The sequence below is a fragment of the Proteus sp. fly-1008 genome (assembly GCF_040140305.1).
Lineage (GTDB): Bacteria > Pseudomonadota > Gammaproteobacteria > Enterobacterales > Enterobacteriaceae > Proteus > Proteus vulgaris_B.
Genome location: NZ_JBEEWH010000006.1, coordinates 178,455 through 202,711, shown reverse-complemented (window position 1 = coordinate 202,711; position 24,257 = coordinate 178,455). Strand labels below are relative to the sequence as shown.

The following is a 24,257-nucleotide window of genomic DNA, read 5'->3' as shown; positions in this document are numbered from 1 at the left end:
ATGGATATTGCAATTGTTGTTGCCCTAGTCATGTTTATTGGCGCATTTTTTCTCTTATTTATTGGTACACCAATCAGCGTCAGTATTGGGCTCTCTTCTTTCTTCGCCATGGCAATGATATTGCCTTTTGACGGAGCTATTTTAACCTCAGCTCAACGAATATTTGTGGGGTTAGACTCTTTTGCCCTGTTAGCAATCCCGTTCTTTATTTTGGCTGGTAATTTAATGAATAATGGCGGTATCGCTATTCGTTTAATTAACTGCGCTAAGTTAGTCAGTAACTTTTTACCGGGGCCTTTAGCGCAAACTAACGTTGTTGCAAATATGCTATTTGGTTCAATCAGTGGCTCTGGTGTGGCTTCAGCCGCTGCGATTGGTGGCATCATGTCCCCAATCCAAAAGAAAGAAAATTACGACCCAGCTTTTAGTGCCGCGGTTAATATTGCATCAGCACCAACAGGTATGTTAATTCCACCAAGTAACACACTGATTGTTTATGCCACTGTTGCAGGGAGTGTTTCGATTACAGCACTGTTTATGGGGGGCTATATTCCCGGTATTTTATGGGGATTGGGTGTGATGTTAGTGGCAGGTTTTATTGCTAAACGTCGTGGTTATGTTGCTGAAAAAAATACCATGAAAGGGCAAGCATTTAAGCTCGTGCTTGACGCAGTTCCTAGCTTAATGATGATTGTGGTTGTTATTGGCGGGATCTTAGGTGGGATTTTTACTGCAACAGAAGCTTCGGCCATTGCAGTTGTGTACTCTTTAATCTTAGGTATGTGTTATAAAAATATCAAAATAAACCATTTGCCTGCTATTTTCTTAGCAACAGCAAAAATGACAGCAATTGTTATTTTGATGCTTGCAACATCATCCATTATGTCTTGGGTAATGGCATTTACTAAAATACCTGCCATTATCGCATCAGGTTTACTCTCTTTTACCGATAGTTTCTTAGTTATCTTACTGATTATGAACTTGGTTTTACTGTTGGTTGGTACCTTTATGGACCCAACGCCCGCAGTGTTAATTTTTACCCCCATTTTCCTACCAATTTGTGCTCAATTTGGTATGGATCCCGTTCAATTCGGTATCATGATGGTGTTTAACCTTTCATTAGGTACGATAACACCGCCAGTAGGCCCTATTTTATTTACTGGTTGTAAAATAGGTGAAATCAAGATTGAAGGTGTAATCAGACCGCTATTACCTTTCTTTGCTGTTATCGTTCTTGTACTGTTGCTAGTGACATATATTCCTGCAATTTCGATGTTCTTACCTCAAGCAATGGGATTGGTTGGGTAAAATTTATAAAACTGTTAGGGAAAAAGTAACATAAAGTATCCAAAATAAAATAGGGCTGATTATAAAAAAGCTGTTATAAAACAAGAAAAAAGAGAGGGTCATTTGACCCTCTCTTTATGTTTAATAAGCTGTTTTTATAGGGAACCTGTTTAGCCAATCAATCCATGGACTAAAATAATACCGATACAGATTGGACCAATATAACGCCATACTAACAATAAGCATTGACGTTTTAATCCAGTGATATTTTCAGGAATAAAAGCATTCGCTCTACGTGACCAACCAAAGATTAAACACATTGCAATACCAAACAGTGGCATCAAAATATTAGAAGTCAGATAATCCAACAAATCAAAGACCGTTTTACCTGCGAATGTTACATCACTCATTGGCCCAAAAGATAATGAAACAGGAATACCCATCAACATAATTGAGGCTGTAACTACTAATCCGGCACGACGACGAGTCCACTGAAAACGCATCTGCACATAAGCGACGATATGCTCAAGTAATGAAATTGCAGAGGTTAACGCCGCCATTAATAACAGGACAAAGAACGTCACGGCTAAAATGTTGCCACCGGGTAAGTGAGCAAAATAAACTGGCATGGTCATAAAGGTTAAGCCAGGGCCTGCATTAGGCTCTAAGCCTGCGGCAGATAATGCAGGGAAAATCATTAATCCGGCAAGTACACACACCATACAAGACAGAATAACCACCCACATGCTGGAGTTAGCGATACCTTTGTTATCCGCTAAATAAGCACTGTAAGTGATGTGAATACCTAAACCGATAGACAGTGAGAAGAAGGCTAATCCTAACGCATCCAATACGCCTTGAGGGGTTAATTTACTAAAATCAGGGTATAAAAATAATTTTAAACCTTCAGATGAACCGGGTAAGCTCATACCAACGACTATCAATAAAATCATAATGATAAATAACATCGGCATCATGATTTTGACGGCTTTTTCTAAACCACGTTGTACACCGGCTAAAACCACAAAACAGGTTAATCCCGCAAAGGCAAGGTGAGCCAAAATAGGCCATAAGGGATCACTAATAAAGCGGGTAAAAATACCCGTTAATTCAGCGCTATCTGTAATATTCAACTGGCCTGTTGCCGCCATAACGGTATAACCAATTGTCCAACCACCAACAACGCTATAGAAGCTGTAAATACACCATGAACTGAATACACCAATAACGCCAATGATAACCCAATTACGCCCCATCATTTTCTTAAAGGCATTGACCGCTTCAGCATGTGTGCTACTACCTAAGATATTCTCAGCCAGTAATACCGCAAGCCCGATAATAAAACTGAATAATAAGAAGACGATTAAGAATGCGCCTCCTCCATTATTGGCGGCAACATAAGAAAACTTCCAGATTGCGCCAATACCGATTGCAGAGCCTGCGGCTGCTAAGATATGGCCGACTCGTGATGTCCATTGTTGGCTCATTTTGCCCCCTGATTTATTTGATTAGTTATGGAGGATATAACCATACAATTACTTATTGAGAAGACGTTGTGACTCATCATCCTTATGGTAAAACTCAACATCATAGAAACTCCCCTAAAAATAATTTCACCAGTAAGGGGCACAACAAAAAAGCCACCTGACTGGTGGCTTTTGCAAAAAAATGAACGTGCTCGGCCACCTAAAGAAGGAGTAGTAGGTTTAGGCCTAAGAGTCGGTTATTGGTGTTCATATTCATTTTTTTGCTCTTTATTGAAATGGATATTATTGCAATGCAATATGAAATATTGTTTTTCAAAATGCGTGTTTATTATTTATATCATAAATTCAAACTAAAGAAATAAATTTTATTAGAATTCAGTGTTAATTTTTATTTCTAAATGTTTTTCTGATGCTAATGATTGAAGGTTGTAAGAAAGTTATAGAATTAGCCTTGTTTGTATAAGGTGAGCATCAGCAAAAATGTCAAAACGATCCTTAAGCATCATTTTTATATCTTATTGATTAATAGTTAATTATTAATCTCACTTGAAATACTGAATCGACTTTTAGTGATTCAATTGGGTAGTAAGCTTTATATTCAGCGCGTAACATAACGATTTTACTGGAATATAAAAGGTACTTTATGGCTTACGCATTTCTGACACAATCAACCCTTGAAAAACTCGCAACGGGCGAAGAGTGGCTAAAGCAACGTAATGATGAGAGTGTCATTGATATTAGTTTAAATGCAGGGCAGTTATTGATTGATAAGCCAGAAATTGAAGAGAGTTTTATTCCTTTTAGCCAGCAACTAACAGCTTATTGCGAACCGTTTGCACTTAAATTTCCATTTATTGAATTTGCTCAGCCACAAGAATTTCATTCCACATTGTTGACGATTTTTAATCAACAAAATGAGCAGTTTAAACTGCAACGACCCGTATTATTATCGTGGTGTCATGAGGTCACAAAAATCTTTAATCAAATAAAAAGTCTCAAAATTATATTTAATAACGTTACCCTAACATCCAATGGCAGCTTGATATTAACGGGTATCTCCGAAGAATTAACACGCTTTAGGCAGCAGGTTTATCAGCAGATCCCCATTGAGAGTGAACTTTATAAAGATATTATTCATATTACTCTTGGGAGGTTAAATAAGAATACATCATCAGCAGAAATGAAGAAGCTTTATGATGAGTTAGAGCAAAACCGATCATCATTAATAGATTATGCGATTAATACCCCTATTATGATTCGACATCCCAAATTTGTGGTGAGTAAAGGTTCACTTTCAACTGAAGTACAGATGGGTTTAACGATGGAGTTTAATCAATTATGGCCATTTCGCTGTTATTAATATTAAAGAGTCATTCATCTTTTTGTGACTAAAGTGATATGGCGAATTAGTATATAATCCAGCGATTCTTTTTATTTGGATTATGTGTTTGAATTATGAATGTAAAATATCGAGCTGACATTGATGGTTTAAGAGCCGTAGCCGTTATTCTGGTTATCTTTTTTCATTTTGATAATCGCTTAATACCATCAGGATTTATTGGTGTCGATATCTTTTTTGTGATCTCTGGTTTTTTGATTTCATCAATTATTAAAAATGCATTATCACAAGGCAATTTTTCATTCCGTGATTTTTATATTCGCCGATTATGGCGATTACAACCTCTCTATCTTTTTGTATTACTTTCAGTTTTAGTTATTTCAAGTTTTTTCTATCTTCCTAGTGATTATCTTGATATCACGAATAGTGAAAAATATGCCTCTGCGTTGGTTTCTAATAAATATTTTGCAAGAGCAACAACCAGTTATGCGGCGCAAGATGCGTTATTTTTGCCGTTATTGCATACATGGTCTTTAGCGATAGAGTGGCAATGGTATCTATTTTTGCCTTTTGCACTTTATTTTCTGCATAAAATCAATCATAAAGAAAAAATAAATAATTTTTATCCTGTTGTATTTATTACAATAATTTCTTTTTCTTTAGTGTTTTTTTACCAAAAAGATCAGCCTAAAAATTATTACTTTTTTAGTACACGTATTTTTGAGTTTATGTTGGGTGTTTGTGTCGCTTATTTACCGACAAAAGTGAAGCTTCATCAAAGCGTCAGTGATGCTATTAGTCTTATTGCTTTAGGCGTGATCTTTTGGATCGCATTTCAAAAAGGGGTAATTGCGGGCTATCCTAATTTTAATACATTATATGTTTGTCTTGGTGCTGCATTAATAATTTATACCGGACAGCATGGAAATATTATTAAAAAAATACTTTCATTAAAGCCGATCGTGATCGTTGGATTATTATCTTACTCATTGTATTTATGGCATTGGCCTTTGTTCGCTATTGCGCGTTATATTGGCGTATTTAATACCGAGATACAAAAAGGGTTACTTTTAGCTTTAACATTATTACTCTCTATTTTTTCTTATCTTCTTATTGAAAAACCGTTTAGAAGAAAGCGTCTTGAGTTTAAATATTCTTTCGCGTTTTTACTGATTGTACCTATTTTATTGGCGTTAGGATTAAATGCGTTGAATGAAAAATATCAAGGCTTTGGTGTTAGACTTGGGCAAAATTACGTTAATTTAGAGGCAAAACTCAATCAGTTTGATTATCAAAATCGGGCTAAATGTATGAATTTTGAAGCCTCAGATCCCGATAAAATGTGCCATATTGGTGATATAGGGAGTCAGAAAAAAGCCTTTTTATTGGGTGATTCTCATGCAAATCACTACTGGGGCTTTATGGATATATTAGGTAAAGATGCCAAGATAGACGTATATGCACAAGCAACTTCATCGTGTATTACACTTCCTAATATTTATCTTTATGACTGGTCTAATCATAAAAATACAGTTTATCAACGTTGTTACGATCAGACGGCGAAATATTATCAACTTATAAAGAATAACCACTTTGATTATGTAATATTTGGGCAGGTTTGGAATAATTACGCGTCAAATCATGTCATTAATAAGATAGGTGATGTAAGAACAGTTGAAGAGTCTCGCAAACGCGTTGAGAAAGCGATGCGTGAAGCACTTGATATTATTATTACCACAGGTGCTAAACCTGTTTTTATTAAAACAGTCAATTCTATGCCAAGTGGTTTTATGACCTGTTTTTATGAAAATGCAAAATTAAGGAAAGACTTTGCAGATAATAACTGTAACCCTAAAAACTATAAAGGCGAGGGAAATACATGGATGGATCAGTTATTTGTTAAATTAAAAAAAGACTATCCAGCCTTAATTATCATCGATCCCAAAGATGTGCAGTGCGATAAAAATGTCTGTCTAACCGATATAGAAGGTGTGCCAGTTTATCGTGATGTAGGGCATATTACAGATTATGCTTCAACACTATTTGGCATGATGTATCTAGAACGTTTTGGTAATCCGCTAGAGGTAAAAAATACTCAGTAAGATAATTAATCGGTCATCAAAATAATGAAGAAATGCGCTATTATCTTAGATAAAGTGCATTTCTTGTTTTGAATAGGTTAATGATCCAAAGAAACAGAATGAACATATTCAAGCTGTTTTAAAGAACAATAAAATTCCGGTAAGGTGATTTTTTGTCTAACTAATAATTTTAAATTTACTTCAACGCGCTCTTTTTTAATATCGCGGATCGTTAAATTTTCAATTACATCTTTATGGCTTTTTAAGTACTCGATTAAAAGAGGTACGCCATTTTCATGAGTAAATAACATACGCACCTTTATTTTACCTAAACGTTGGTTTTTCATCTGAAATAGCACCACTTGTGGGCTAAGTTGAATAGCCATAAAAAATAGAACCGTCACAATCATGGCATGCCAATAAAAACCTGAGCCACAAGCAATACCAACACCCGCAGAAGCCCATACGATGGCGGCGGTTGTCAGGCCTGAAATTGCATCATCACGTCGATGCAATATAACACCAGCACCAAGAAAACCCACACCACTGATAATTTGTGCCGCTAATCTCATAGGATCACTACGAATGTTGTCGGAGATATTGGCGTAATATTCTGCGGATTGAATAGAAACAATAGTTAATAAACAACTCGCAACGGCAATAATGACACAAGTTTTAAAACCGACAGGCTTTCCCTTTGATTCACGCTCTAAGCCAATAAAGCCGCCCAAAATAAAGGCGGCCAGTAATTTAGCGATACTTGATAGTGATAAAGGGCCAATGCTGTCAACAAACTGAATTAATGCGTCCAAGGTTTGCTCCTAACGTTGGCTTATTCCTTTATTTTAAGACTATGGTGTTGCAATGCCTTCCTGGACTTTTTTATCTTCATTATTTTTCTTTTTTGTTACATCATCTTTAAAGAAGAAGATAAAGAATATGGTTACAACGGCAGCGACTATTGCTGGATATATCCAGAATGTTGACCACTGTGGTAATGCAGCATCACCCGTTTCGGTTACGGTTGAATTAAAGATTTGACCACAAATAGTGGAAGCAAATAATAAGCCGAAACCATTAGAGACAATAAAGCGTAGGCCTTGTGCTTGAGCACGAATTTCTGGTTTGGCTTTGCGGTCAACATAGATATCACCAGCAGTAAAGAAGAAGTCCCAACATAATCCCTGTAACATTAATCCGATAACGATAAAATAAAACTCTGTATTTACCGCAGCATAAGAGAAGAATATTGAGCGAATGATCCAGCTAACAGCACCTAAAAGTAATGTAATTTTGAAGCCAAACTTCATTAAGAAGAATGACAATACAAACATAAACAGAACTTCACAGGCTATACCTATTTGCATAATAGACGCCGCATTATTAAAACCTAATGCTTTAATAAAAACAGGAATATAAGCGGAGTAAGCTGTTTTTGGGATCATTAAAATAAAGATACTAAACATTAAGATAGCGAAATAGCGGTCTTTAAATAATGAAAGCGCATCTAAACATAAAATATCACGAGCAGAGAATGGCTTACCTTTTGCTTTAGGGGGCGTATTAGGTAAGGTAAAGCAGTAGAAACCAAGTAAAACACCCACAGCAGAAGCGATATACCAAGTCATCGTACTACCAGAGAAGCCCATTTCTCCTAATATAAATCCGATAGCCATAAAACCAAACGTACCGAATACACGAATAATAGGGAAATATTTCACCCCATTAATATGGGAGAAACTAATACTATTTGAAAGCGCAGTTGTTGGATAAAACAATAATCCAATAATGAAAATTAAGAAGAGTGTCATGCCACTGTTTTGTGCCTCAATAAATTGAGGAACACAAATAATGACAGCCGCATTAATTAAATGAAGGATGCCCATGACTTTTTGTGAAGCAAAGAAACGGTCTGCCACCATACCTATAAATAATGGGGAAATAATTGTTGCGACACCTAATAAAGCGTAGGCATTACCAATAATGCTTGCCATACCATAGCTACTTAATACCAGCCCCATAGTCATATTCCACGCACCTTGCATGAAATATTGCACAAACATCATAATCAGTAAGCGAGAGGTTATTTTCATATCCATCATCGTTCTCCTCTTAATTTGTTTCTAACGTTAATCCGTCGTAGGCAACACGGATATTGTGAGGAGCACAAACAGCTTCTAATTCGAGGTGAAGCAATTTGCCACTATGTGAAATATGCGAAACGGCAATTTGTGTTTCTTGATGTAAACAACCTTGTTGTTGCAGTTTTTCTTTCGCAGCAAATACGGTTTCTAGACTCATATGATTATCGGTACGATCTTTACCATTGAGTCCATAAGTACATTCAAAAACAACGATATCAAGTGGTTTGTTCTCTAACCATTTCCATGTTAATTCAGGGAACCAACCAGAATCATGGCCATAAAAAATTACTTTGCCATCTTTTTCAATATGATAAACGTAGCAAAGCTCCCATTTCGCATGATTAGCGAGTAATGGCGTAATTTTATAACCGTTTCTTTCTACGGTAACAAAAGGAATTAAGCAGTGAAAAGCAAAGCGCTCTTTGCTGTAACCGGGTAAAACTTCGATACAGCCATTAATTGCACGATCGTTACCAAAAATATGAAGGGGATGGTTAATTTCAAAACCATAACCTTCCATTCGGCTAAACAGATCGCCGACATTGAAATGATCAGGATGAGTGTGAGTGAATAGAAGGCTTTCAAAATTGGTAGCATCCATTCCATCACGCATTAACTGGTAACTAAATGTAGGTGATACGTCGATTAGCATAATGTCATCGACAATGGCAGAAGAGTGAGTTCTGATATCTTTCCCACCAAGTTCTCTTGCTTTCAGGCAGTGTTCACAGCGGCAGAAGGGATTGGGTATACCTTCGGAGGCCGCCGTCCCTAAAAAATGAAGTTTCATAAGAAATCCCCTTATCCTATTGTTTTATTATGATTTTATTAACTATCTGGTGTTGATTATCTATAAGCTGTAGATTAATTTGAACGTTCCAATGATAAAATGAGGATGACCATTTGCCAATAAAGGAAGATCAGATCAGTGATCTTATTCAAATTAAATTTTCTATATATTTGATTAATATGAATATAATTTGTAATTGATATTGATAATCATTTATTTGTGATAAATAGTATTAGATTGTTTTATAAGCTATTTTAAAATGGAACGTTCAAATCAATTATCGGTAGTCGCGATAAATAATTCAGGTATGCTAGTGAAAGCAGAAATTGAGATGGAAAAAGGTCAATGGCAACGATTAAAGATATTGCAAAATTAGCGGGTGTTTCTCATGGAACGGTTTCTAACGTATTGAATAAACGTGGAAATGTAAGTGTTGAGAAGATTGAAGCTGTGTATCAAGCTGCCAAACAAATGGGTTATCAGTTAAATACACAGGCTCAACTGTTAAGAACCAATAAAAGCCATAAAATAGCCATACTTTTACCTCAATTAGTTTCTGAAAAATATGCTGTTTTCTTTAATTCCTTAAGACAATCTATTGCTCATTTTCCTGAGGTTACTTACGATCTTTTCTTAACGGATGATCTGGAAACTACAGAATTGGAGGCATTACAGAAAATTGCCGCGGGTGGTTATAAACAAGTGATCACTGTAAGTTGTCTCAAAGATGCAAATATCTATTTTGACACGTTAAAATTACCCCCATCTCAAGTTGCATTTGTTTATCGCCAGCCACTTAATACTCAACGATTTTTTACGCTAGATTTTGCTCAAGCAGTTGAAGCTATTTGCCAACAGATTGCAAAAACTACAGGTAAATTAGTGGGTATTTTTATGGGGAGTAGCGACTATTTAAATAATCAAAACTTTGCCAATGAATTACAAAATCGACTTTTAGAGTATGCACCCAATAAGAAAAATGTGGTGCTTTGTGCATCAGATGAAGAGAGCTATAAAATTGCGTTCGACTTCTTTTCTATGGAGCAAATTCCGGACCTATTTATTGCGCAAGATATTGAAAAAGCTTGTTATTTAACGCAGGCGAGTTATTTTGGTAGCCACAATGATTGCCCACCTATTTTTGCATTGAGTGATAATATTCCACCTGTATTAAAAGGGTTATATTGCTTTCCAATGAACTACGCTCAACTTGGGTTAGAAGTGATTGATGCACTCATCCAAGAAGAGGATGCGGAAATTATCGAGAATAATGTAACTTGTGTGCGTAATCAAAGTGATCATCTTTATACTTTAACGCCAGCGGTTATCAGTGAGGATAAAGCAGAGATAAGTCTTAACTTACTGATTTTACCTAGCCCTTCAACCAGTGCATTAAAAAAACTACTACCTCATTTTTATCGTCAAACAGGGATTAAAGTTAATTTAGCAATTCATCCTTACGATGAAGTGTATCAAATTTTAAGTCAGTTACATTTACATCCTTATTATGATTTATTGCGTATTGATATGGCCTGTTTTCCTTGGTTTGCGGAAAGAATATTACAGCCATTAGATAAGATTGGTAATGGATTAACGGATTTATTAAATAATTTTTCACTACCTACTCAGCAAAAATTTAGCTTAGTAAATAATGTTGCTTATGCCATGCCTTTTGATGCCAGTGCACAACTCTTATTTTATCGAAAAGACTTGTTTGAAGATCCTATTCTAAAAAGAATGTACTACGAAAAAACAGGTAATGAATTAACTGTACCGACAACATTTGAAGAATACGATAATGTGACGCAGTTTTTTACTGAGCAACATGAAGAAGGGCAATTAAGTTGCCCAATGGGGGCATCAACAACATTGGGTAGCGCGGGGTTAATTGCAACAGAGTATCTATTACGTTATTACGCCAAAGGTGGATGTTTAATAGGAAGTCATAATATTCCTAGATTAGAAATGCCTTTAGCAGGTGAAATATTAGAAGAATATTTAAAACAGTTGTCGATCACTGAGAATATTCATAATAAATGGTGGAGTGAATCGGTTAGACAATTTGAGCAAGGGCATCTTGCTATGCTTATTGCTTATATGAATTTATTTAACGATGTTGCACATAGCAATATTTTACCTAAAACAGGTTTTGCACCTGTACCCGGTAGTATTCCACAATTAGGCGGTGGCGTATTAGGGGTTTCACGTTATAGCCAAAAATCACAATATGCAGAGCAATTTTATCGTTGGCTTTATTCCCCAATGGTTATGGATCACCTTATTTTATTAGGTGGAAACAGTAATCATAAAAATTTCAGCCATAATCAAGAGATTAGCCATCGTTATCCATGGATGACATTGGCTTATCAAGAAATTAATAAGGGAATACGAGAATCTTCGGTGCCTAATGGTAAGTTATTTAATTTACGCCAAGCCGAAATTATTATCGGGCAAGGCATTACTAATGTCGTTAATAATATTATGACGATAGACGAGACTATCGAATATATAAACCAGCGTTTGTTGATAGATACTCAAGGCGAGCGGTAGATTTTATTAATTTCAATAAGAATAAAATAGCAGGGGATAACAAAATCCCCTGCCTATCAAGATTAATCAATTACTCGCCTGATAATGCTCTTGGAAATAATAAATTATTTTCTAAGCTAATATGATTCATTAAATCGTCGATAAACTCATTAATGCCATTATAAAGTACTCGCCATGTGGTGCAGGCTTCAGGGGGTGGTGTGATATTTTTGGTAATAAATTTAATCACTTCAACAATTTCACCCGCATCATCATGTTCGTGTTCCATAACACTAATGGGGGCTCCAGCTTGGCTTCCTAAGCCATTTTTTATCATAGGAAAAAGAATACGCTCTTCTTTCATCATATGGCTTGTTAGCTCATCTAATAATAGTGTTAATTGGCGAGCTAACCCTTTAGGGACAGTCGGTTTTGCTTCATGAACGCGTTCTACTTTTTCTGCTTGTAGAATAAGCTCCGGTAATTGTGTTCTGTGTTTGTCGTGGTAACGAACAATAATAAAATCAATAATTTCACTTAATGGCGCTTGTCGCCAATCTTTTTCTAATGGTTGTTGTGAAAGTGCGAGTAATTTATTTTCAATTTCATCAATGTCTAATCCGGCTTTCTCTGCAGATTTACTTAATGTACGTTTACCTCCACAGCAAAAGTCGAGGTTATATTGACGAAAAATAGCACTGGCACCTGAAATAGACAGGGCTAGTTGACCGAGAGTTTTATCACGTAAATTCATATCGGTATCTCGTATGTTATTTAAATTAAGCGGACAGTGCTCGCAATAAAGCAAAAGCTTCTTTTACCTGTTCTTCTGTAACCACAAAGGCACGTAATACGTCATTCTCATCAAAGCCTTTAGCGATAACACCAGATTGTGTTGTATTAATATTCCACGTTAAGTCATTACGTGCGGTTTCACCGGCAAGATGTAGAGGCATTAGTGGCGTTTTCACCCGAATAATCATTGGTGGTAAATTCAGCGGTGCATTATTTTCACCTACAAGTGATTTGGCTAAATGCATCGCACTTAATTGTATTGGCTGTAAAAATGGTAATAAATTACCGTTGATTTGTGCACAATCACCTAAGGCATAAATATCACTATTACTGCTTTGTAGATATTCATTTACCATGATCCCACGATCGGTATGTAAACCCGCAAGGTGAGCTAATTCTATATTGGGTGCGAGTCCTGTAGCGGCAATAACGCAATCAACTGTTAATTGATGATGCTGATTAAATGTCGCTAAAATACCGTTATCGGTTTGTGTTAATGACTGTAATGGTGATTTCAGCATTAAGCGTACACCAATTTCAGTAAGGCTTGATTGTAAGCGCCCACTAAGATCGGAAGGGATCAGAGAGGATAATAATTGCCCTGAAATATCAGCAACGATCACTTCTTTGTTTGCTCGACTAAAATCCATGGCTAATTCAGTACCAATTAATCCTGCCCCTAAAATTAATATACGTTTAGCTTGGCGAATTTGTGCTTCATAAGCTCGGTACTCTTGTTGACTATTAAGCGTAAACATTAACTCATGGCCTGAAATAGCAGGACAATAAGTTTTCGCTCCAGTGGCTAATACCAATTTATCGTAATGCCATTGTTCACCTTTGGCACTCTGGATCCGTTTTTCATCCGTATTAATATCGACAATTTGCGTATATGGATGGATCGCGAGTTGATACTGTTGTGCAAACTCTTGGGCTGTTTGTTTGGTTAAATCATTTGCACATTGAGATTGGCTAATAACATGGCTTAAATCTGGCTTGTTATATTCATCAATACTGTCTGATGCAATTAAGGTAATGGGAAGATCTGCATTAAATTTGCGAATATTTTTGACTAATTGGCGCGCAGCAAAGCCCGCGCCAATAATGACAATCCCACTATTGAGGCGGTCTGTACTCATTTTGCCTCCTTTGCAAGTGCATCAAAGACATCTTTTCCTAATGAGCATTCAGGGCATAAGAAGCTATCAGGAACTTCGCTCCATGGTGTATTAGGTTGAACGTTTTGCATTGGTTCACCTACTGCCGGATCGTAAATCCATTGGCATACACTGCATTGCATACGTGGGCCTAAGTCGATTGCTTCAACATCTGTGATAACTTCAGGTTGTGATGAGGTTGTACAACAAGGTTGAGTCGCAGGAAGTGGCGCTAAAGCCCATTGGCGTGCAAGTTCACGTCCATATTCACGACAAATTTCTTGTGCTTGCATATCTGGGCGCCATTTAGTTTTTAGTGCTAGTGCGGTTTCAAATCCAGCGTCCATTAAACGAGTTTGAATGCGGTCAACTGCGCCACCATTCCAGCCATAACTTCCGAAAGCAGCAGCTTTTTTATTACGAAAACGTAAGCCTGTCATTTCTTCAAGCATGGCGGCAATTTTTGGCATCATGACATTATTCATTGTTGATGAACCAACAAGCACGCCCTTAGAACGAAACGCACTAGTGATAATGTCATTTTTGTCACTTTTGGCGACGTTATAGCTTTTTACAAACACATTAGGGTCAATTTCATTGATACCTTGTGCAATGGCATCTGCCATCATGCGGGTATTGTTAGACATGGTGTCATAGAAAATAGTAATACGATCTTCTTGATAATCGGCAGCCCATTTTAGATATAATTCAACAATTTGTGTTGGATTATCACGCCATACCACACCGTGAGACGTAGCAATCATATCGACAGGTAAATTAAAGCCTAAAATTTCATTAATTTTCGGTGTTACAAGGCGGCTAAATGGCGTCAAAATATTGGCGTAATAACGTTGGCATTGTTCAAATAATTCTGTTTGATCAACTTCATCGTTAAACAACCGTTCATCACAATAGTGCTGACCAAAGGCATCATTACTAAATAAAATCGCATCACCAGTTAAATAGGTCATCATGCTGTCAGGCCAATGTAGCATTGGCGTTTCAACAAAAATGAGTTGCTTGCCATTACCAATATCTAGGCTATCGCCTGTTTTGACGATATTAAAATTCCATTCAGGGTGATGATGATGTCCATTGATTGAATCAATGGCGTTTGCTGTGCAATAAATCGGGGTATTAGGAATAAAGGACATCAGCTCAGTTAATGCACCTGCGTGATCTTCTTCTGCATGATTAATAATAATGTAATCAATCTCTTCTAGATTAATTTGTGCTCGTAAATTTTGTACAAATTCACGACTGAATTTATGGTCAACTGTATCAATAAGCACATTTTTTTCTTCACGTATTAGGTAGCTGTTATAGCTACTACCTAATAGTGTTTTGTATTCAGTGCCATGAAAATCACGAACTTCCCAGTCACGTTGCCCAACCCAATTAACATTATTTTTAACATGAATAGCCATTTTGTATTGTTCCTTCTCATTAATCTTTTCATAGGGATATGTATTGATATAATCAAGAAGCGTGCCAATTTTTATCTTGTTGTTTTAAAATGATTTTTGTTTTTGTGACTATTTATATATTGTCAATATGACTATCTTTATCATGTCAAAATGACCATAATAACGGTCATAATGACTATGAGGTGTTTTTATGGGCTTTTCTGTTGATGTGTTGGCTAAAATTGCCATTGAATTACAAAAAGATGTTGGTCACCAAGATAGATTTCAGCGACTGGTGACCACACTTCGGCAGGTGCTAAATTGCGATGCCGCAGCATTGCTTCGCTATGAGCCTTACCAGTTTATTCCATTAGCCATAGATGGCCTTGTGCCTGATGTCTTAGGGCGTCGTTTTTTACTAGAAGGGCATCCTCGTCTCGAAACTATAGCGCGAGCAGGGGATGTGGTGCGTTTTCCAGCGGACAGTGATTTACCCGATCCTTATGATGGCCTTATTCCAGACAGAGAGCATTTAAAAGTTCATGCTTGTGTGGGGTTACCGTTATTTGCAGGACAAGATTTAATTGGTACTTTAACACTTGATGGAATGGACCCTCATCAGTTTGATACTTTCAGTGATGAAGAGCTTCGTTTAATTGCGGCATTAACTTCTGGTGCATTAAATAATGCGTTATTGATTGAACAACTCGAAAATCAAAATATGTTATTTACACCAACCAATACGTTTAAGCCCACCGTAAAAACAGAAATTATTGGTTTATCGCCTTCGATGATGCAACTAAAAAAAGAGATAGAAATTGTTGCACCCGCAGATATGAATATTTTAGTGAGTGGTGAAACGGGAACGGGTAAAGAGCTGGTGGTTAAAGCTATTCATGAAATGTCTAATCGTGCAGATAATCCGTTAGTCTATTTAAATTGTGCTGCGCTTCCTGAGAGTGTGGCAGAGAGTGAACTATTTGGGCATGTGAAAGGGGCTTTTACCGGCGCAATTAGCCATCGTAGTGGTAAATTTGAAATGGCGGATAATGGAACGTTATTCCTTGATGAAATAGGAGAATTATCATTATCACTCCAAGCCAAATTATTGCGTGTCTTACAATATGGTGATATTCAACGAATTGGTGACGATCGTAATTTACGCGTTAATGTACGTGTATTAGCAGCAACGAATCGTGATTTATGGGAGGAAGTATTAGCGGGAAATTTCCGTGCCGATCTTTTCCATCGTTTAAGTATCTTTCCTCTGCATGTTCCGCCATTACGAGAGCGAGACGAAGATATTTTGCTATTAGTGGGGTATTTCTGCGAGCAATATCGTCAGCGCTTTAATCTTACTCAAGTGATTATTAGCCCTGAATTACGCCTTTATTTATTGCATTATTCTTGGCCGGGTAATGTACGTGAATTAGAACATACCATTCATCGAGCAATCGTATTAGCGAGGGCAGGGAATAAGACAGACAGCCTTATTTTACAAGTCAGTCATTTTGCTTTAGGTACAGAAAATCTAACTCATCCAATATCACAATCGTTACCTTCTGAGGAAAAAAATTTAAAAGACGCAACGGATGAGTTTCAACGAGATTTAATTAAACAAGCATTACTGCGGAATAACCAAAATTGGGCGGCAACTGCACGAGAATTATCCCTTGATCCGGCTAACTTACGTCGTTTAACAAAACGCTTAGGGTTAAAATCATAATAATTTTAAAAAAGAATGTCCTAAACGAAAAAAGGTAATCTGGGTGCGTGGTCCAAATTACCTTAAATAATTATGTTAGGATGATTAGTTGTTAATAAATTTCTATTTTCTGAATGCGTTCACCGTGATGGTTACCAGTTCTGTTAATGTGCTATAAAATTGGCTATATCCACTCATTTTTAATTTATTTAAATAGTGAGGTAGCCATGTAGTCAAATGAAGGGAAAGTAATTCATTAACCGCGTCTTCTCTTTTTTCTGATGCTAATACCGCAGCTTGAAATAGCATCAAACCGATATGATCAACAGGCTCTGGAAAAGGCGTATTTACTTTTAAACGTTCCCGTTTTAAAAACTCACTTAGTGCAAGGGTAGAATCCCCTTGTAATAAACCTTCAGGATCTAAATAGGTTGACCCCCAAGGAGGAGCCGGTAAAGCATTAGGGCCAACAAAAAGATTTTGCCATTGGATTTTTAATTGCTCTGTATCGATAGAAACGGAATTAATTAAACGTTCACACAGACCGCTTTCAATTTTACAAGGCCACTGCGCTGCAAAATCCCCAGTTTTAAAAAAGTTGAGTGCAGTTTTATTGGTGTCATCATCAGGTGGGAATAAATAACAAATTCCCAATAAATTAAATGCAGCCGCATAATAAGAGAGTCTGCTCATAATTTTTGATACTTCCTTAAACAAACCCCAATTAATGAGGTTTGTTTTTTTATTATTTAAATGCCTTGCTCAATGACTACTAGTGAATTGAGTAGAAAACATAGCGCAACATAAAGTCAGCGATAATTGCGATCACACAGCCAAACGCAAAGATAGACTCAGTTGATTTACCTTGATTTTTAGAGGCTAGGAATTTCACTAAACTATAGCCACAAGCCAATACTGCAAAGGTTGCTAAGATCCAACAGGTAGTACGTAACGAACCAATGGAGTAATACGCTTGAATAGGCGATAACGGGAATGTCACCGATTTTTGGCTATAGAGTGTGCTAGTTAAATATTGCTCATAAAAAGGTTGATACAGTAATCGACCGATTAAGCTAAATGCCATTATTCCCCATAATTGCCATTTCCAGCATATTGGGAACGAGTCTTGAGGTATTTCTATACCTAATTTACTTCCTATACGTTGTAATATTTTGAGCAACAAGAAGAAGATAGTAGCACCTAGCGTGAACATGGCGCCAAAAAACATCACATAGGTATTGAGATCCATCCATGTCAAAATAGAGGTATGGCGATAAATTGATGCCATACAATAAATATCAAATAGCCCAATCAGAATACTGGTACTTAATAACAGCATTGAGAGTTTGCGAGTGCGCCAGAGCCATAAAAAGGTTAATCCTAGGCAACCGACAAAAATAGCAGTGACGGCGACTTCACGACTCAACCAAGCAGAAAAAACATTTCTAATGGCATTAGGAGCATTTAATGGCACACCTAAGTGAGTGATTGAGGCGATAGAGCCTAAACCCGCCAATCCACAAATAACAAATAAGGCCAACAGCATAAAGCGGTAGTAGCTTTCTGCACTAAGATAATGAGAAAGGCGACGAGCAAAAAGCCCTGTTGTTAGTGCAAGACCAATGGTCGCATTCATCATAAATGTGAAGATTAATAATGACCATTCATTCATTTTCTTTCTCCCTTATTATTAATTCCGTCATTGTTTGCACCCTGATGTGGGTTAATAACAAGGTTGGGATGCGTTATTTCAGGGGAAGGTAAACCCGTGACATAATCTAAATCGCCATAGCGTTCACGTAGTTCATCAATAGGGCCAAATTGGATCGCACCTAGCGGACAAGTAGCGACACAAACTGGCTGTTCACCTTTTTGCTGTAAATCGATACAAAAATCGCATTTTGACATCTGTTTGGTTTCTGGGTTCATCTGTGGCGCGCCATAAGGGCAAGACCACGCACAAGCACCACAACCGACACATTTGTCCGTATCTACCATGACAATACCGTCGCCTTCACGCTTATGCATTGCCGTTGTTGGGCAGTTTTTAACGCAAATTGGATCGTCACAATGGTTACAAGAGATAGATAAGGTGTAAGCAAAGACATTATTGACCAGCGCGCCTTTCGGATTACGAGTATAACCACCGCCTGTGATTTCATAGACACGGCGAAATTTACGTCCGACATCAAGGTTGTTTTTATCTTTACACGCAACCTGACACGCCTTACAACCTGAACAGCGAGCGCTGTCGATATAAAACCCTAACTGTTTGCTGCTCACCGCGGGATAAACGATAAATTTACTCATGCTTTTGTTACCTCGACCAATAATGTTTGGTGAGCATTGCCGTGTGCCATTGCGGTGCTACGAGATGATGTTAATACGTTGGCACATCCACCTTGATCTATGCCTTTCGCATCAGGTTGCCACCAAGCTCCTGCTTGCAAGGCCACGACTCCAGGCATAATTCGTTGTGTTAATTTGACGGGAACCATCGTTACCCCACGATCGTTATACACTTTGACTTTTTCGCCCTCTTTAATGTTTCTGTCTTGGGCATCTAATGGGTTAATCCAGAGTTCTTGGCGCTGTACTTCTTGCAACCAAGGATTGGCAAATTGTGTTGAGTTAGCGCGGTTACGTCCTTTCCATGTGATAAGTTGTAGCGGGAATTTATCCGTCAACGTATCTTCTGGGCCCTCAATGGCAGGCACATAATGAGAAAGCGCAGGGATATCGACATTATTCATGTCATATAAGCGTTTAGAGAAAATCTCAATTTTGCCTGATGGTGTTGGAAATGGGTTATTCTTAATGTCTTGAATATTTTTCTCAAATGCCACATTTTGAGTGTGTGGACGATGTTTTAATAAATGACGACGTTTAACCAATAGCTCTTTAAAGGTTGGAATACCATCTTCAGGACGCTTAACACTTGCGTCATTAACTAAATATTCAATCCAATCGCGGTCAGTCTCTTTCCCTTCGCTAAATTGTTCACCCACACCTAATTTATCTGCAACTTCACGTAACCAATCGTAGTCAGTACGACGTTCAAATTCAGGCTCAATCACTTTTTCAGAAAGAATAATGTAGTCGCCATAACTCCATGTACCACCGATATTCCAGCGCTCTAAGAAGCTGGTTTCTGGCAGTAAAATATCGGCGTATTTTGCACTTGGTGTCAGATACAGATCACTACAGACGATAAACTCTACTTTTGATTCATCTTCAAGGACTTTCGCAGCATGAAGAATATCGGTATTTTGGTTTGTCATGTAGTTACCCGCCATTGAGAAAATCATCTTGATTTCAGTATCAAGTTTCTCTGCATTCAGTAACCCATTTTGTGGTGTGACTAAATTCTTATCTTCACAGGCTTGTACCCAGTTGGTGATATTGATTTTTGCTTTAACGGGGTTGGTTAATAGACTTGGCCCTGCGATGGTTTTACGCAGTTCAGAGTTTAATGCCATACCATAACCTGCAGCCCAACCACCACGAACACCCACATTGCCGGTGATAGTTGCAAGTAATGTTGCACCGCGTGCCGTCCGTTCACCACAAATATGGCGTTGTGGTCCCCAGCCTTGCATTAATGCCGCGGGTTTTGTGGATGCATATTCACGCGCTAATTGTTTAATAGTATCTGCGGGTACTTTAGTGATGGTTTCAGCCCATTCAGGGGTTTTCTTAATACCATCTTTTTTACCCATTAAATAGGCAACTAACGATTCATTTTCACCCACCCCTTCAGGCATTTGGTGCTCATCAAAGCCAACTGTGTACTTATCAATAAAAGTTTGGTCATGCAGATTTTCGCTTACGATGACATACATCATCGCATCCATCATGGCATTATCTGTTGTTGGCAGTAACGGGATCCATTGATCAGCTAAAGAAGAGGCGGTATCAGAATAACGAGGGTCAACGACAATAAATTTAGTGCCGTTTTTCTTCATTTTTTGGAAGAAATGGTTTGAATGTCCAAAAATAGTTTCATTGGGATTATGACCCCATAAAATCACCAGTGGTGTATTTTCTAAGGTGTCTAGCGTACTGCCACTGGCAGCAGTTCCATAAGTGTAAGGGGTGACAGCTAAGGTATTGCCATTACTAACGGAGTGATAGTTTTCCAGAAAACCTCCGGTGATATTAAACAGGCGACGTAACATATTCGCACCTGAGAAAATACCGCCAGTGACACCCGTACTTAAGCTTACAAAGCGTGATGCAGGGCCATATTGCTGGTTAATACGTTGCATATTTTGTGCAATAAGAGTGGTCGCTTCTTCCCAAGTGATACGTTCAAATTTGCCTTCGCCACGTTTACCAACGCGTTTCATTGGGTATTTTAAACGGTCTGGATGATAGACAAATTTACGATAACCGCGGCCTCGAACACAGGCACGCATAATAGGCATCTCTTCATCTAGATCAGCATCGGGACGTGTGCTAATACGGGTGACTTTGCCATCTTTCACGTGGGCACGAATATCGCATTTACCGCCACAGTCAAAGCTACTGCAAGTTGAAACAACGCGTTCACCATCTTCAGTTGTTATTGGTTTTACGGGAATAGCGTCATCTGTTGTCGCAGCAAAAGAGTTTGATGCGAGAAAAGGAAGGGTAACTAATGCTGAACTCGCTTGAATAAAGTGACGGCGGCTAACATCGTTGAGAATGCTCTTTGTATCACTATCGTGATCGGACTGATTGCTCATAATGAACTCTACCTTAAACATAATAGGCGGATCCCGATATACCCGATACTTGATATAAAGAATGTGCGTGATTTTTCTAGGCTATGAATAAAGGGAATGTCTGGTATCCGCTGCATTATTATTGAATGCATAGATAAGTGCAGCATGCTCGAAATAACATCTGCGAGAGGGATAGTAGTTGATTAATCTTTTGCCAACATTCTAAAACCAGACAATGACATTTGAATTTCAGCCTATTTACTAAGGGTGTTAAGGGCTCGTTTTTTGATTGTTAATAGGGTTTGTAAAATAGATATCAAGAAGGTTGAAATTTCACATAATACACTTTCGCTATTTATTTAAATATATAGCGATTTTAATTATATAGCTCATTATTTGCCAGTGTGTAGAGTGCGTGAGAACTGCTATATTAAAAAGGACGAAAATAAAAAGAGAGTGGCCCAAAGTGTGAGAAATGTACCGTTAAAAAGCGTTGATTCACTTGACCGAGATGTTATTGCGCTGGGTACAGACTATTTGCCCAATACGTTGCTAGAAACACACCAACATCGTCGAGCGCAATTTTTATACCCTGCTACGGGATTAATTGAAGTGAGTACAGATGATGGTGAGTGGGTTATTCCACCATCTTGTGGTGTGTGGATCCCACCAGAAACTGGGCATGAAACTCGTATGTTAGATGTGAGTACTCGAAGCTTGTATATCGAGCCTTCCGCCGCACCTCGCCATAGTAAACAATGTGAAGTAGTTAGTGTTTCCCCTCTTTTTCGTCAACTATTGCTTGAAGCTGTAGATGTGCCTGCAGAATATGATAAAAAAGGGCGAGATGGCCTTTTAATGCAGTTAATCTTATGCGAATTAGCGAAAGCAAAACCGTTACCATTTTTTGCGCCTATTCCACAAGATAGTAAATTAGCTAAATTATGTCGTGATTTTATTCGTAACCCGAAAATAGATTCTTTACCGCAACAGTGGGCAGATAGATTACATAAAAGTGAGCGCTCTTTTAGCCGTTTTTTCCGCCAACAAACAGGAATGTCGTTTTCACAATGGCGACAACAAGTCTGCTTATTGAATTCATTAACACAAATCTTATCTGGACGCGGTATTACTGAAATTGCCTTTGACTTGGGTTATAACAGTGCTGGTTCATTCTCGACAATGTTCAAAAAACAGATGGGGCAATCGCCTTCTCATTTTAGTATGGATGCGCTGGATATCGATAGGTTTTAGTTAATGTATATATCAGATAATTATGATAAAAACGCACTTATTAAGTGCGTTTTTGCATAATATGCCTACTCTATTAAACGATGGTTTTCCTAACAGAATGGCGTAAGCAATAAGGTAAAAAAATCAAACTAAGTGTTGTAATAATTGCGGTAGTAACTAATACCACAAAAAAGGCATTTTCAAAGGCTAAATTTGCTTGAGATATCACAAGAGAAGCCATATCAATGGGTAATTTTTCTGCCACAATCAGGGCTTCATCTAAACTGTCATAAGCTGCATCGTTGATAGCTAATGAGTCAGGTAATATCAGTTTTAAGGTATACACCGTACTCATCAAACTGCCCATAAATGTTACACCAATCACACTGCCCAGCTCATAAGCCACATCTTCAATTGAGGCCGCCATTCCTGCTTGCCTATCTGCGACACTTAACATAATTGACGTAGATGCCGTGGTAAAAATCAGACCTAAACCAAAGCCGATTAAGAATAAGCTACCAATTAATACTATTGGAGATGTTGTTTGATAAATAGCAATTAACCATAGATTTCCCACTAAAGTGAGTAGAAATCCACTGATGATCAGGCGAACTTCACCTAGCCGTGTTAAAAAATAGCCCGCTAAAGGTGATGCTAATACAGAGCCAATAGGAATAGGTAATATGGCTAATGCCGCATTTAAAGGTGTAAATCCGGCGACGAGCTGTAAGCGCTGACTTAGCAGTAGTTCAATCCCAACAATAATTACCATTGAAAGTATGGCCATTAAAATACCGATACTAAAAAAGCGGTTTTTAAATAACCTAAAGTCAATCATCGGATAAGCCTGTTTACGTTGGCGTAGAGTAAATAGAGTGAGGAAAACGACGGCAATAATGGTGGCAATAGTAGCTTCATCCCACTGTGTATAAGGTTTTCCTATCTCTTTTAAGGCATAAATGGCACTGATCAAACCAATTAAGATAAGTACTGAGCTTAAATAATCGATTTTATGGCGACCATGTCCTGCAAATGTAGGAATAAGCCAAATAGAGAACGGCAAGACAATCAGCACAATAGGGACGTTAATTAAAAAGACAGAGCCCCACCAAAAATGTTCAAGTAACATACCACCAATTAAAGGGCCTAAAGCCGCCCCGCCAGAAGCAACCGCAGACCAAATGCCAATCGCAATAGCTCGCTCTTGTGGGTCGCTAAAAACTTGGCGAACTATTGATAGTGTTGCAGGCATACTCATTGCAGCACCCACGGCTAAAAAACCTCGGGAAGCAATTAAAGTGGTTGCTGTCGGTGAGAAAGCAGCACATAGAGAGGCAATTGCAAAAAGAGGAAGACCACAGATAAACAGCGTTTTATGACCAATCCTATCGGTCAGCATACCTGCTGCGGGTAATAATCCAGCAACAATTAATGGATAAGCATTCATTATCCAAAGTTTTTCTGAAGCACTTGCGTTTAAATCATGAGTTAAACGTGGCAATGCGGTATAAAGCACGGTTACATCAACAACAATGAGAAACAGCATGCTAGATACCAAAAGTAATACTATCCAACGTTTATAATCTTTTATCATAGAA

18 protein-coding genes are annotated in these 24,257 nt (G+C 37.8%); 6 read left to right on the top strand and 12 right to left on the bottom strand.

Features of this window, described 5'->3' with window-relative positions; all coding sequences use genetic code 11:
* Positions 1 to 1,308 (top strand): TRAP transporter large permease, encoded by a 1,308-nt coding sequence (locus ABN256_RS12220; protein WP_072068923.1) that lies wholly within the window; start codon positions 1 to 3, stop codon positions 1,306 to 1,308.
* Positions 1,309 to 1,457: 149 nt separating this feature from the next.
* On the opposite strand, the gene ABN256_RS12215 is transcribed toward ABN256_RS12220, so the two are convergent.
* Entirely contained in the window at positions 1,458 to 2,774 is a 1,317-nt protein-coding gene (locus ABN256_RS12215; RefSeq protein ID WP_072068922.1) for a sodium-dependent transporter, read from the bottom strand.
* Positions 2,775 to 3,417: 643 nt separating this feature from the next.
* Between ABN256_RS12215 and ABN256_RS12210 the strand changes: the two genes are divergently transcribed.
* A complete protein-coding gene (locus tag ABN256_RS12210) occupies positions 3,418 to 4,134 on the top strand; it encodes a hypothetical protein (protein WP_349439512.1) in 717 nt (238 codons plus the stop codon).
* A 95-nt stretch (positions 4,135 to 4,229) separates the two neighbouring features.
* Positions 4,230 to 6,215, top strand: coding sequence for an acyltransferase family protein (locus tag ABN256_RS12205; protein ID WP_349439511.1), 1,986 nt, complete (start codon positions 4,230 to 4,232; stop codon positions 6,213 to 6,215).
* Between the two features lie 77 nt (positions 6,216 to 6,292).
* Here ABN256_RS12205 and ABN256_RS12200 read toward each other — a convergent pair whose 3' ends face one another.
* The 3 genes from ABN256_RS12200 to ABN256_RS12190 are packed head-to-tail and all read right to left on the bottom strand — an operon-like array spanning position 6,293 to position 9,128.
* The gene (locus ABN256_RS12200) at positions 6,293 to 7,006 is read right to left on the bottom strand and encodes an MgtC/SapB family protein (protein WP_196554440.1); all 714 of its coding nucleotides are present in this window, start codon (positions 7,004 to 7,006) and stop codon (positions 6,293 to 6,295) included.
* 39 nt (positions 7,007 to 7,045) lie between these two features.
* Positions 7,046 to 8,293: an MFS transporter gene (locus ABN256_RS12195; protein ID WP_072068918.1), complete on the bottom strand. Its 1,248-nt coding sequence runs from the start codon at positions 8,291 to 8,293 to the stop codon at positions 7,046 to 7,048.
* Positions 8,294 to 8,306: 13 nt separating this feature from the next.
* Positions 8,307 to 9,128: an MBL fold metallo-hydrolase gene (locus ABN256_RS12190; protein WP_197269749.1), complete on the bottom strand. Its 822-nt coding sequence runs from the start codon at positions 9,126 to 9,128 to the stop codon at positions 8,307 to 8,309.
* A 345-nt stretch (positions 9,129 to 9,473) separates the two neighbouring features.
* On the opposite strand from ABN256_RS12190, the gene ABN256_RS12185 reads away from it, so the two are divergent.
* Entirely contained in the window at positions 9,474 to 11,678 is a 2,205-nt protein-coding gene (locus ABN256_RS12185; protein WP_349439510.1) for an extracellular solute-binding protein, read from the top strand.
* Between the two features lie 70 nt (positions 11,679 to 11,748).
* Here ABN256_RS12185 and ytfE read toward each other — a convergent pair whose 3' ends face one another.
* The 3 genes from ytfE to norV are packed head-to-tail and all read right to left on the bottom strand — an operon-like array spanning position 11,749 to position 15,036.
* Positions 11,749 to 12,411 (bottom strand): iron-sulfur cluster repair protein YtfE, encoded by a 663-nt coding sequence (ytfE, locus tag ABN256_RS12180; protein ID WP_349439509.1) that lies wholly within the window; start codon positions 12,409 to 12,411, stop codon positions 11,749 to 11,751.
* 25 nt (positions 12,412 to 12,436) lie between these two features.
* On the bottom strand, positions 12,437 to 13,591 hold the full coding sequence (gene norW, locus ABN256_RS12175; RefSeq protein WP_349439508.1) for an NADH:flavorubredoxin reductase NorW: 1,155 nt from the start codon (positions 13,589 to 13,591) through the stop codon (positions 12,437 to 12,439).
* Positions 13,588 to 15,036 carry an anaerobic nitric oxide reductase flavorubredoxin gene (gene norV / locus ABN256_RS12170; RefSeq protein ID WP_349439507.1) on the bottom strand — a complete coding sequence of 483 codons (1,449 nt, stop codon included), beginning with the start codon at positions 15,034 to 15,036 and terminating at the stop codon, positions 13,588 to 13,590. Before norV ends, norW begins: the two co-directional genes overlap by 4 nt.
* Positions 15,037 to 15,226: 190 nt before the next feature.
* On the opposite strand from norV, the gene norR reads away from it, so the two are divergent.
* Positions 15,227 to 16,741: a nitric oxide reductase transcriptional regulator NorR gene (gene norR, locus ABN256_RS12165; RefSeq protein WP_072068912.1), complete on the top strand. Its 1,515-nt coding sequence runs from the start codon at positions 15,227 to 15,229 to the stop codon at positions 16,739 to 16,741.
* Between the two features lie 102 nt (positions 16,742 to 16,843).
* Here norR and ABN256_RS12160 read toward each other — a convergent pair whose 3' ends face one another.
* From ABN256_RS12160 to ABN256_RS12145, 4 genes are all read right to left on the bottom strand, one after another.
* Positions 16,844 to 17,413, bottom strand: a complete 570-nt coding sequence (locus ABN256_RS12160; protein ID WP_072068911.1) for a molecular chaperone TorD family protein — start codon at positions 17,411 to 17,413, stop codon at positions 16,844 to 16,846.
* 79 nt (positions 17,414 to 17,492) lie between these two features.
* Positions 17,493 to 18,392 carry a dimethyl sulfoxide reductase anchor subunit family protein gene (locus tag ABN256_RS12155; protein ID WP_196554434.1) on the bottom strand — a complete coding sequence of 300 codons (900 nt, stop codon included), beginning with the start codon at positions 18,390 to 18,392 and terminating at the stop codon, positions 17,493 to 17,495.
* The gene (locus tag ABN256_RS12150) at positions 18,389 to 19,030 is read right to left on the bottom strand and encodes a DMSO/selenate family reductase complex B subunit (RefSeq protein ID WP_072068909.1); all 642 of its coding nucleotides are present in this window, start codon (positions 19,028 to 19,030) and stop codon (positions 18,389 to 18,391) included. The genes ABN256_RS12155 and ABN256_RS12150 overlap by 4 nt, the downstream gene beginning before the upstream one ends.
* Positions 19,027 to 21,447, bottom strand: coding sequence for a DMSO/selenate family reductase complex A subunit (locus tag ABN256_RS12145; RefSeq protein WP_196554433.1), 2,421 nt, complete (start codon positions 21,445 to 21,447; stop codon positions 19,027 to 19,029). The genes ABN256_RS12150 and ABN256_RS12145 overlap by 4 nt, the downstream gene beginning before the upstream one ends.
* A gap of 447 nt (positions 21,448 to 21,894) precedes the next feature.
* On the opposite strand from ABN256_RS12145, the gene ABN256_RS12140 reads away from it, so the two are divergent.
* Positions 21,895 to 22,680 (top strand): AraC family transcriptional regulator, encoded by a 786-nt coding sequence (locus ABN256_RS12140; RefSeq protein WP_072068907.1) that lies wholly within the window; start codon positions 21,895 to 21,897, stop codon positions 22,678 to 22,680.
* A gap of 73 nt (positions 22,681 to 22,753) precedes the next feature.
* Here ABN256_RS12140 and ABN256_RS12135 read toward each other — a convergent pair whose 3' ends face one another.
* Positions 22,754 to 24,253 (bottom strand): MFS transporter, encoded by a 1,500-nt coding sequence (locus tag ABN256_RS12135; protein ID WP_196554432.1) that lies wholly within the window; start codon positions 24,251 to 24,253, stop codon positions 22,754 to 22,756.
* Positions 24,254 to 24,257: the final 4 nt, after the last annotated feature.